Raw genomic sequence first — 10,744 nt, 5'->3', positions numbered from 1 at the left:
TAGGCAGCGGACTCATAAAACTCGATCCACAGACGGACTGAGGCCAGTTTGATCATTGCCAGAAAGTTGCGTGAAGTTTTCTCATACCGCGTGGCGATGCGGCGGAAGGAGGCTTTCAGGCGACCAAAGAAGCGCTCGATTTTGTTACGCTGCTTGTAGATTTCCGTGTCGAAATCCTTGGGAAATTTTCGGTTCGATTTTGATGGGATGACGTCGATTGCACCCTGTTCCCAGATTAACTCACGGATCCAATCAGCGTCATAGGCCTTATCCGCCAGCACGTACTGGCCGGGTTGCAGCGCATCTAGCAGGTGCTTGCAGGGCGGTGCATCATGGGCCTGCCCGGGTGTCAGCTCAAACCGGATCGGTAGACCGTCCTGGTTCGTAAGTGCATGAATTTTCGTGCCTAACCCGCCGCGCGAGCGCCCGAGGCAACGACGCGGGTCGTTTTTTTTAGAGTGGTTGCCGCATGATGGGCGCGGATGCTGGTGCCATCCACCATGACCATGTCCACGTTGTGGGCGTCCGCCACGGCTTCCATGATCCGATCCCAATGGCCTGCATAGCTCCACCTGTTGAAGCGGTTGTAGGCCGTAGTTGGCGGGCCGTATTGCTCTGGCAGGTCGGCCCAGGGGATGCCTGTTCGAAGGACATAGAAAATCCCGTTGATGACGCGCCGGTCGTCAACCCGCTTCACTCCGCGCGTCTTGTTTGGAAGAACCGCTTTGATGAATTCCCACTCCAGATCGCTCATGTCTGATCGTGCCATGTCCCACTCACGCCGTTATTTTCCGGAAATTGAATCACAAGTCTATGCTAAAGAAAAGAAATTAATGGGTGTGCTGCCTAGTCAAATCAGGCATGGTTAGGTTCGGAGTCATGTGCATTTGACCCAGAAGAAGTGTTGGCCCTCCCAATCATAGCGACCCTAGCGGCCGCTTCTAAAGACGGTGCGCCCCGGAATGCGCCTATGTGGTTTATTTGGGAAGACGGTGCTATTTGGTTGCTTGGTTCAACAGATGCCAGTTCCGTAAAGTGCATCAATAACGACCCGAGATGCGCTATTGAAATAGTCCATTTCGACAATACTGCTGGGGTTTTGTTGCATCTTGAACTGCGAGGCGAAGCCAGTACTGAACCGATGTCGCCTGCGAGATTTCGTCAATTGTTGAAGAAGTATTTGTGTGATGAAGAAAGCTGGAATTCGTGGTTCATTGAAAATGTTGCCATGATCGGAAAGCCCGACGGGCGTTTGATAAAACTGAAACCTCAGAGTTTCTTCACTAATAATGTCTCTTACTTCAGGACTGGCCCAGATTTTGCTTGGCCGCCTGTTTCAAGCAAGACTGCAACTTGAACGGCGGGTAAGTCCGCCGCCCAAAGCAGTCGTTCATAATGAGCGCATCACTCTAGACGGTACGGTTGATATCTGATGAGGGTACGATCAGAAAGGCATGGTTTTGCAATGAGAAAGGTTCTTCGCCGGGCATTTTGGGGACTGGTAACTATCTCCCTTGTCGGTAGCGCGGCTCTGTGGGTCTTTGTGCTGGACGGCAGCCCGACAGTCGCGCATGCAGGCGCTCCGACCCCCGAAGATGCCGTCGTTGCCCGTAGTTTTGTCCGGGAGGTGCGCGTTGCGGCGGGCTCAGGCGGCGCGAAGTCGGAACGTCTTATCATGACCCAAGACGACCTCAACAGCCTCATCCGGGTGGCTTCGCGCATTATTCCAGGGCTTCGCGGAAGTTTCGTGGTTAAGGATGGACTTGTCAGCGGTCAGGCATCGGTCCCTGTTCCCGGGACGGGACAATCGCGATGGCTTAACGTATCGGCGGCGGTCCCGGCCTTCGACGGCGGCGTCGTACTACGGGCCGTCCAGGTAGGCGCTTTGAGTGTGCCGCCTGGTCTTGCCCTTGAGCTCGGACGGCTGGGCGGGAATGCGATCTTTGGAAACGATTTTGGAACGACCTTGGTCGAAGCTGCCTCGCGCATGGATATCCAGGACGACCAGGTCTCCTTCGATCTCAATATCGCCGAAATGGGCAAGAACGGTGTCATGCGAGGGCTCTTTGGGGCATTGCGCGGCGCCGAAATGCCGGTCTCCGATGAGATAGATCGATATTACGTCATGATCCGCGAGGCGATGGATGATGGTGTTTTGCCGACTGAAGGTAGCTATCTGCCCTATCTGCTCTTCACGCTTACCGCCACGCTCCAGGACGCGACCTCAGGCGATCTCGCCAATGCCTATACGGCGGCTATCTTCGCACTGACGCGGGTCTGCGGCGCGCGCGACTTTACCCTAGTCGTGGGCGGCCTTGCCGGAGAGGATTTTGTTGAAAAGCGGCCATGGCGCACAGAGTGTTCCGCCGTGACCTTCAACGGCCGCATTGACAGTCGCCGCCATTTTACCACCGCCGCCGCCCTTCAGGCGGCCAGCAACCGTGGTTTTGCCGCATCGGTCGGGGAATTCAAGGAATTGTTCGACACGCTTAAGTCAGGCGGCTTCGATTTCACCGACATCGCTGCCAATAACTCAGGTATTCGCTTGTCCAACAGGCTGATGTCCGCCCCTCCTGAGAATTGGCCGGCGCTGATAGCGCTGATCAAGGAGGAGAACGACGTAATCATTCCATTCGACGGCGTTCCACAAATCATGTCTGAAGAGGACTTCAACGGCCGTTTCGGCTCTATTGAAAGCCGGGAATATCTCCAGATGCTTGACAGCATCGAGGCGAAGATCGACGACCTGCCGATTCACCGAGCACAGTAGCTGGTCTCGGCGATCTGGGCATCGTGTGGTCCGGCGTGGAAACAAGGCGCCCTGACAGCGCCACCAGAACAAGCAAGAGAGGCGCCGATCGGCGGCGCGCTTTTTTGATGTGTCGGTGCGAACAGCGCGTCAAGCCCTTGAGGGGACTGCGAGGCTGGAGTAAATGCGGGATATGGTTATGTTGCTTCGATCAGAGGCGGGCTGGAACGGCGCTACGATCCTTCTGGCGTTTGCGCTCAGCATCGCAAGTCCTGTCATCGCCCAGACTTCAGTCGAAGAACCCCTCCCGCTGGAAGCCGTGATAGACCCCAACGGCCGCGCGGTGCAGCTCAGCTGGGCCACCGTCAATCCGCCGCGGGTCGGCAATGTCGCCGTCAATCGGCGGCGGCTTGGGGAGAGCGGGCCGGGATCGTGGCGGCCGCTTGCCCCCGCGCTGGGGCCGGTCATGCGCTTTACCGACGATACGATCCGCCCGGGCACGGCCTTTGAATATCAAGTGCTGCGCAGCGCCCGCGACGTCGTCGATGTGGGCTACTGGGTCGCCGGCACCGAGGTCCCGGCCGAGGAGACCCGCGGCACAGCACTTCTTGTGGTCGACGATACGCTCGCCGCCCCCCTCGCCGCGCGTCTCGACCGCTTCGCGATGGATCTGGTGGGCGACGGCTGGCGGGTAATCCGCCACAACACTCCGCGCGGAGACGACCGCGATCCGGTGGCCAACCTCGACCGCGCCTGGGCGCTCAGATCATGGGTCCAGAAGCAATATTTCGTCGATCCCTTCGGCCGCCATGCACTGATCCTGATAGGCCATGTGCCGGTGGTGCAGAGCGGCCGCGCCGCGCCCGACGGGCACGCACCTGTCGCACATCCAACCGACCTCTTTTATGCCGAGATGGACGGGAAGTGGCAGGACAACCGCGCGGGCATCCTGTTGCCCAACCAAGTGCCCAGCGACACCATCGAGATGCAGGTCGGTCGCATTGACATGGCCAATCTAAGCGGTGGCGACGGGGATCGCGAGATCCGGCTTCTGGCTGCCTATTTCGACAAGAACCATCACTGGCGTCAGGGCCTGCTTGGCGACCTTCGTGAAGCATACGGCGGGACGGGCTATCTGCAAGTTGAGCGCAATGCCTTACGCAACATCGTCGGGCCAGAGGCGGTGACAGTGGGCGGGCATCACGATGCAGGCGAGGCGCAGCCCTGGCTCTGGGGGGTGGATTTCGGCAGCGCGGACGCCGCACGTTACCCAGAGTTCGCCAACAAGGCGATCTTCACGATCAACTTTGGTAGTGGAAAGCAGCGCTTCAACCGGCGCGGCAACCAGATCTCCGCGATGCTGGCTCAGCCCTGGTACACAATCGCCAGCGGGTGGGGCGGGCGGCCGGCCTGGGTGCTGCATCCCATGGCGCTTGGCCGCAGCATTGGCGAGGTCCACATGCGCACCGTCAACAATGGGACGGTGGTGGGCCCCTACCGCGAGGTCATGGATTATTTTCCGACCGGGCAGTACCTGTGGCGTAACTCTATCTGGGTGAACTTGATGGGCGACCCGACCAGCCGCGCCTTTCCGACCGCCCCTGCCCGCAAGGTGATCGCCCGTGCTACGGGCGCGGGGGTGGAAGTGTCTTGGACCGCTTCGGCTGATCTCGATGTTCAAGGCTACCGGGTCTACCGAGCGGTAGACGGCAGCACCAATTTTGTCCCCCTGAACAAAGATGCACTGATCACCGGGACCACCTTCATTGATCCCGATCCACAGCCCGGCGATTGGTACATGTTGCGAGCCCTAGCCCTGAAAGAGGTGCCGGCCGGGTCGTTTTACAGCTATGCACAAGGGGTCTTCGTCCGGGTGGGCGAGGAGCCCCCGCGAGCGACGGATCAGACAGTGACGACCACGTCGTATCAGCCAATTTCGCTGACGCCCGGTCCAGAGCTTCAGGGTGTTTTATACGCCTTCATCGAGGGGCCGGAGGCGGGCCAACTGCATCCCGAGGGAGGCGAATGGATCTATACCCCGGCTCCGGGATTTGCAGGAGAGGTGCGGCTGCGCGTTTCCGTTTCCGACCGATTTGCGACAGACGAGGGCAGCCTTACCGTGATCGTAGGCGAATGACCCTGATCAGAGCACAGATATCGGGCATTTGACGCGAGTGCGTTTAAGATAGTGAAATGTAAACGTCACAAAAGACCCTAGCCCGGTCCTTAGGCCTGCTTCCGCTAAGCCGGAACCGTTCTGCAATTTGCTTAGCGTCACGCCGCACCTTTGGGGCTTCCACGGTTAGAACCTTGCCCGCTGAGCGGACCCCGGGTCCATCCCGCAGCAAACGGCAGCTAAAAGCCCTTTTGAAACGCCAGGCACGCAACGCATTTCTCAAACGCCTCACAAGGCGTCTGATTAACCTGCGCCATACTCGTAAAGTCTGCTCAGATAGTTGTGACAACGACCCAAGCCACAGAGCCGCTTGTTTCGGCCGAATGGGTGCATCCCGGTTTGCATATTACTGCCATGGGTTCGGACTTGCCGGGCAAACAAGAATTGGAGTCAGAGATATTGCGGCGCGCTGACTTGGTTGTCTGCGATACGTTGGCGCAATGCAAAATCGGCGGAGAAATTCAGCATATGGCGCGTGCAAACATTGATCGCGATGTCATCGAGCTGGGAGCCTTCACCTCCGGAGCCAGACAATTCGAGCGCACGCAACAGTCAGTCACAATATGCGACCTAACCGGAACGGGCGCACAAGACACGGCAATTGCGGTTGAAGCACTTGCGCGGATCAAGCGAGAGGGATTAGGCACTTTGGTCGGTTGACCATCTAGGAGTTGTTCGCACGACCACGACCGCCATGAATGACGTCATAGCCATACTTCCAATCCCTACTCACCAAAGCGGATCGTCAAGCTTTAACAACGCTTGACAGCTTGATCCCGCGTGTCGGGCATTTGCGTAGCCGCCGCGATACACCATCTTTGAGCGGACACACCGGATTCGCGAGCGTAAATCGCCGGTAGCTTGCGCGTTGGCATTCTTGGATTGCGTGAATACACATCTGATCCTAGACTCTTAAGTTGACCTCGACTGGGCGTGGAGGTCTGTCGTCTACCCTTTTCTTTTTTACCAAAGAAGCGGTTGGGCCCTACACCAACGTCATTGATATTATTGAGCTGTTCAGACTGTTTCAGTCTGTAGCGATATTCGCGCTAATTTCTGCCTTCTTTTACTGCGTGGCCATGGTTGCGATGAAGTCGCTAGCGGAACTTCCGAGCGTTGGTCTGGCTCTCATTATTGGAGCCGCGCTCCTTACGGCAGCGACTTTCGAGGTCTTCGCGCTTAGGCGCGCGCGGCTCGGGCTAATCTACGTCGGCATCCTGGGGGCTGAGGTGGTTATCCTTGGTACGATCTCTCTGCTTCACTTTGATGAAACGTACACCGTTCGAGAACTGGCCGGGATGGGCTTGGTGCTGGTCGGGACAGCTATTTCTTGGACCTGATGCCAAATAGTTAGCGGTGTTTATATCAGGACCGGCGTATACGCACCCTGCTGTGAAGACTTAGTACGATCTGCGGCGAAGGCATGCTTTGAGCCCCGGGGGACATGCTTAGGAAGTACCGCGCAGCCTCTGAGGCAGCTCACGCTCAGCGGTGCTGTATATGAAAAACCTTGCATATTTCCTTTTTGACGGGCCACTCTCGCATTGCTTCGAATGTGGTGGTGAGACATGCAATACCAACCCCTTTCTGACGTTCGCGAGACCCTAAACGTCCAATGGTACCGCTCCAAGATGCCGCCCGAGCGGTTTCGCGAGCTTTCCAAACGCAGCAATCGGCAAGGCTGGATTCAAGCCGGAGGGCATTTTGGTCTCTTCAGCCTAACAGGTGCGGCGGTTTATCTGACCTGGGCCCAGGGCTACTGGATCGCCTTTCTGGCGGCGCTATTCGTCCACGGCACAATCGCGACTTTCTTCCGTGGCACCGCAACCCATGAGCTCGGCCATGGAACCGTTTTTGACACCAAGTGGCTCAACAAGTTCTTTCTTTTTCTCTTCAGCTTGATCAGTTGGTGGAATCCGTTCGACTACGCGGCCAGCCACACCTATCACCACCGCTATACGTTGCACCCCGAGGGCGACCGCGAAAATCTTCTACCATTGCATCCCAATGTGGGCGGAACCTTTCTTCTGCAGCTTTTCACGGTCAACCTCTTGACCCAACCCGGGCGCACGTTTGGCAAAGGCGGGCTGTTGTCAACGATCTGGGTCACGATGCTGGATGCGGTCGGCAAAGTCGGCTCGACCGAAATTCCTGCCAACGAGTGGTTGCGGGCACTACACGAGGACCAGCCGGACCAGCACTCCCGCTCAATGTGGTGGTCGCGCGCACAATTGGCATTCCACGGCGCGGTCCTCATCGTGGCGATTGTGACCGGTCTCTGGGTCCTGCCTCTCATCATCACCATCCCCAGCTATGTCGGAAACTGGCTCAGCTACTTCGTTGCTTTACCCCAGCATTGTGGTCTGATGGAAAACACCAGCGACTTCCGCAAGAGCACCCGGTCAATACGCCTACCGAGGGTCGTTGAGTTTCTCTACTGGCATATGAATTGGCACACCGAACATCACATGTATGCCGGCATTCCTTGCTATAACCTTCCCGCGCTGGCTGCTGAGATCAAGGACGATATGCCCGAACCGCGCAATCTGCGGCAGGCGTGGCGCGAAATGCTCGACACTTGGGAGCGTCAAAAGTCCGAGCCGGGCTATGTTTTCGACATACCTCTCCCTGTGACGGCGAAGACCGAGCGACGGCGGAAAGCGAAGGTCGAGGAAGCCTCGATAGGGGACCTAGCACCCGAGGGACTGGCTTGAAGCATTTTTGAGGTTCGATACAATCGCCCTTGACCCGTCGCGTATAGACTTTCGTCTTGTCCGCGTTGTGACAGTTCGTGCGCAGCGCCCCGAATGACCCGCTTCCCAAATCTGCCATAGGTTCGGAGCGCGGCGAATACTCGCTTGGAGCCGGAAACGACCGCACGCCACCGAACAACCAGTTGTAGCAATACGCTCAAACTCTAGCCAACTATAACCATCGGCGGCGATGCTAGGCTCATGCAGCAGATACTGCTGCATTCCGGAGCGAAAGTGGTAACCATGCTTAGATCATCACGGGCAGGTGGATGATCTCGGGACTTGTTTTGAAGTAACGGAGGGGCTGCGTTTTATCGCTTCGCAAGGACAGTTCATCGCCCTGCCCCTCTCAAGTCAGTTTCCTCTGACAGCGCAGGCGCAGCGCCAATTCAACCCTTGCACAACCGACGCACACCACACATGAGAGGCTATTCACGTAAGCCAACTTCTGGAGATCACAGATGGCTTTCAAGAAACCTGCACCGGGCCCTCGCCTGCGACCATGGTCAGAGCTGAGCGGTACGGCGCAAGGCATCGCGCTGATGATAGCCACTATGTTCTTTTTTAGCGTATTGGACGCGATGGCCAAAGAAGTCGCCCACCGTACTGATACGGTCATGGCGATCTGGGCTCGCTATGCCGGACAGACGGTCGTGGTGACCTTGTTGATTGCGCCGCGTATGAAAAGGGTCCTTAAAACCGGCTATCCGGGCCTGCAATTGCTGCGTTCGGTTTTTTTGCTGATTGCTACGTCGTGTTTTTTCTTCGGTTTCGTGACCATCGGGCTGGCAAATGCGGCTGCGATCATGTCGATCAACCCTATCCTTATCACGCTGGGCGCTGCGCTTATCCTGGGCGAGCGGTTTGGCCCGCGCCGGGCTTTTGGCGTTGGGGCTGCGTTGGTGGGCGCATTGATCATCATCCGCCCGGGTTCACAGGTGTTTTCTGCTGCCGCGCTCCTGCCGGTGGGTGCCGCGCTTGCCTACTCCGGCTATGCGCTGACCACGCGTTTCGTTGGCCGCGATGAAGACGCGTGGACCTCGCTGTTTTACACAGCCGCTTTCGGAACAGTGGTGCTCAGCCTGATCGTGCCGTTTTTCTGGGTGCGCCCTGATCCGCTGGCGGCTGTTTTGATGATGGCCCTGGGGTGCTTCGGCGCGCTAGGCCATTTCTGCCTGATCCGAGCATTGATGGCGGCAGAGGCGAGCGCGATCGCACCGTTTTCCTATGTCGGGCTGCTCTTTGCCACAGTTTGGGGCATGGTCATCTTTGGTGAATACCCAGACTTTTTCACGTATCTGGGCGCACTAGTGATCGCAGTCGCCGGCATTTATGTCTGGCACCGCGAAATCCAGACAGCACGGGCAACGGCGCCGGAATAATAAAACCGTCAAGCCGGTACTGTCAGACGCATGCGAACTAGTCTCTACAAGGACAGTCAACTCGCCCCTTATGCCGCTCCGAGACTGCATTCCTGATTGACGTGGTCATGAACAGAGGGGTGAACTTCGACACACTTCGTATTTAGCGGTTCTCAATTGAAGCATTGAGCGACCGAAAGCTGCCTTTGGCACAGGCGCAGCGAAAGCTCACTTTGTCACGCTTAGCAGACCTTAGTGCAAACGGCAGTGAAGGTCTGCTGTGGGCCCTCTTAACCAAAGTTGAAGACGCAGCAGTCATCTGCACCGACCGTTCGAAACGCTCTGCGGGTGTTTAGTCGCTGAGCTTTTTTCTCGATCGTGTCCTGCGGCCAGCCGAAACCGAGTGTTGGTCCTTCGCCTTCTGTCGATAGTTAGCTCCTTGCAGACGTGGTCGAAACAACTACTCTTACCCTCGATAAATTCAATTCAGGGAGTGGGCATCATGCCGGATGGAAGTAATGCAGCGCCAGCATCGCGCCGTAGCGTCGTTGTTCAGGAATTCACCAATAGCGTGCTCGATCCCAATGAGAAGATGTTGGGACCAGTCGAAGACGGCGGCACGATCATCGCAAATACCGCGCCCGGCTGCTGGGGGCCAATGATCACCCCGAGCCTGCGAGGCGGGCACGAGGTAACCAAGCCTGTATATGTCGAGGGGGCCGAGGTTGGCGATGGTGTCGCTATCCGCATCCGGGACATCACAGTGACATCAATCGCCACGGCGTCTGGGCATGACAGCTCTCCCGAAGGTTTTTGCCTGGGCGATCCCTATGTCGCCGCGCGCTGTCCCGTCTGTGACACGGTCTGGCCAGAGACGCATATCGAAGGTGTTGGGCAGGAATCGGTCAAATGTGACGCTTGCGGCAACGCGGTGAAACCCTTCGAGATCGTACACGGCTATACCGTTACTTTCGACGAAACTCGCACTGTAGGGCTGACGTTGCCGAAAGAAGCAGCGGAAACGATTGCTAAAGACGCAGATCACTACTCAGCCCTGCCCGACGAAAGCCGCCAGCATTCGATCCTTAATTTCGCGCCCTCGGACATGCCAGGCACGCTAATCCGGATGCGCCCCTTCATGGGCCAGCTTGGCACCTGCCCGTCGATGCCAATGCCCGATAGCCACAACGCGGGTGATTTCGGCGCCTTTCTGGTCGGCGCGCCTCATGATTACGCCATCACGGCCGAGCAACTGGCCGAGCACAAGACCGATGGTCATATGGATATCGACGCGGTACGCGCGGGCTCGATCCTAGTAGCTCCGGTCAAGGTTCCCGGCGCGGGCATCTATATGGGGGACATGCATGCCGGCCAGGGCGATGGCGAAATCGCCGGGCATACCATGGATGTCTCAGGCAGCGTGACATTGCAGGTAGAGGTCGTGAAAAACTATCCGCTGGATGGGCCCGTTCTTTTCCCTTTGGAAGAGGATTTGCCGCCGCTAGCAAAACCGTTTAGCGAGGCGGAGAAAGCGAAAGGCCAACGCCTTGCTACAAAATGGGGCGTGTCTGAGATAGAGCCTCTGGCCCCAATCTCAGTGATAGGCACTGCAGCCAACCTCAACGACGCAATCGAGAACGGCCTCACTCGCGCGGCCAAGTTGCTTGACGTGACTGTGGCCGAGATCCGCAACCGGGCGACAGTA

Annotated in this window: 9 protein-coding genes; 8 read left to right on the top strand and 1 reads right to left on the bottom strand. The window is 57.6% G+C overall.

All coding sequences use genetic code 11. The features are described from left to right. A protein-coding gene (locus AC221Y_RS14295; RefSeq protein ID WP_299753732.1) for an IS5 family transposase occupies positions 1-769 on the bottom strand; the annotation gives its coding sequence in 2 pieces (ribosomal slippage) (positions 1-457 and positions 457-769; 770 coding nt annotated over the 2 pieces). This gene is flagged as partial in the annotation. Positions 770-901: 132 nt separating this feature from the next. Between AC221Y_RS14295 and AC221Y_RS14290 the strand changes: the two genes are divergently transcribed. From AC221Y_RS14290 to AC221Y_RS14255, 8 genes are all read left to right on the top strand, one after another. After that, entirely contained in the window at positions 902-1,357 is a 456-nt protein-coding gene (locus AC221Y_RS14290) for a pyridoxamine 5'-phosphate oxidase family protein (RefSeq protein ID WP_299753733.1), read from the top strand. Positions 1,358-1,465: 108 nt separating this feature from the next. After that, positions 1,466-2,770 (top strand): hypothetical protein, encoded by a 1,305-nt coding sequence (locus AC221Y_RS14285; RefSeq protein WP_299753734.1) that lies wholly within the window; start codon positions 1,466-1,468, stop codon positions 2,768-2,770. Between the two features lie 178 nt (positions 2,771-2,948). Then, on the top strand, positions 2,949-4,886 hold the full coding sequence (locus AC221Y_RS14280) for an Ig-like domain-containing protein (protein ID WP_486707580.1): 1,938 nt from the start codon (positions 2,949-2,951) through the stop codon (positions 4,884-4,886). 294 nt (positions 4,887-5,180) lie between these two features. Further along, a complete protein-coding gene (locus tag AC221Y_RS14275; RefSeq protein ID WP_299757076.1) occupies positions 5,181-5,585 on the top strand; it encodes a hypothetical protein in 405 nt (134 codons plus the stop codon). A gap of 257 nt (positions 5,586-5,842) precedes the next feature. Beyond that, on the top strand, positions 5,843-6,265 hold the full coding sequence (locus AC221Y_RS14270) for a hypothetical protein (RefSeq protein WP_299757070.1): 423 nt from the start codon (positions 5,843-5,845) through the stop codon (positions 6,263-6,265). Between the two features lie 228 nt (positions 6,266-6,493). Continuing rightward, positions 6,494-7,639, top strand: a complete 1,146-nt coding sequence (locus AC221Y_RS14265; RefSeq protein ID WP_299757068.1) for a fatty acid desaturase — start codon at positions 6,494-6,496, stop codon at positions 7,637-7,639. 500 nt (positions 7,640-8,139) lie between these two features. Then, entirely contained in the window at positions 8,140-9,060 is a 921-nt protein-coding gene (locus tag AC221Y_RS14260) for a DMT family transporter (RefSeq protein WP_299757066.1), read from the top strand. A 481-nt stretch (positions 9,061-9,541) separates the two neighbouring features. Continuing rightward, positions 9,542-10,744: acetamidase/formamidase family protein (locus AC221Y_RS14255; RefSeq protein WP_486707579.1), on the top strand; the 1,203-nt coding region annotated here is incomplete at its 3' end.

Source organism: Boseongicola sp., assembly GCF_057460485.1.
This window is presented reverse-complemented; position numbering and strand designations above follow the sequence as displayed.

Bases quoted from the DNA above. Each gene is read 5' to 3' on its own strand.
- AC221Y_RS14285 (WP_299753734.1), top strand. From the start codon at position 1,466: ATGAGAAAGGTTCTTCGCCGGGCATTTTGGGGACTGGTAACTATCTCC.
- AC221Y_RS14280 (WP_486707580.1), top strand. From the start codon at position 2,949: ATGTTGCTTCGATCAGAGGCGGGCTGGAACGGCGCTACGATCCTTCTG.
- AC221Y_RS14265 (WP_299757068.1), top strand. From the start codon at position 6,494: ATGCAATACCAACCCCTTTCTGACGTTCGCGAGACCCTAAACGTCCAA.
- AC221Y_RS14260 (WP_299757066.1), top strand. From the start codon at position 8,140: ATGGCTTTCAAGAAACCTGCACCGGGCCCTCGCCTGCGACCATGGTCA.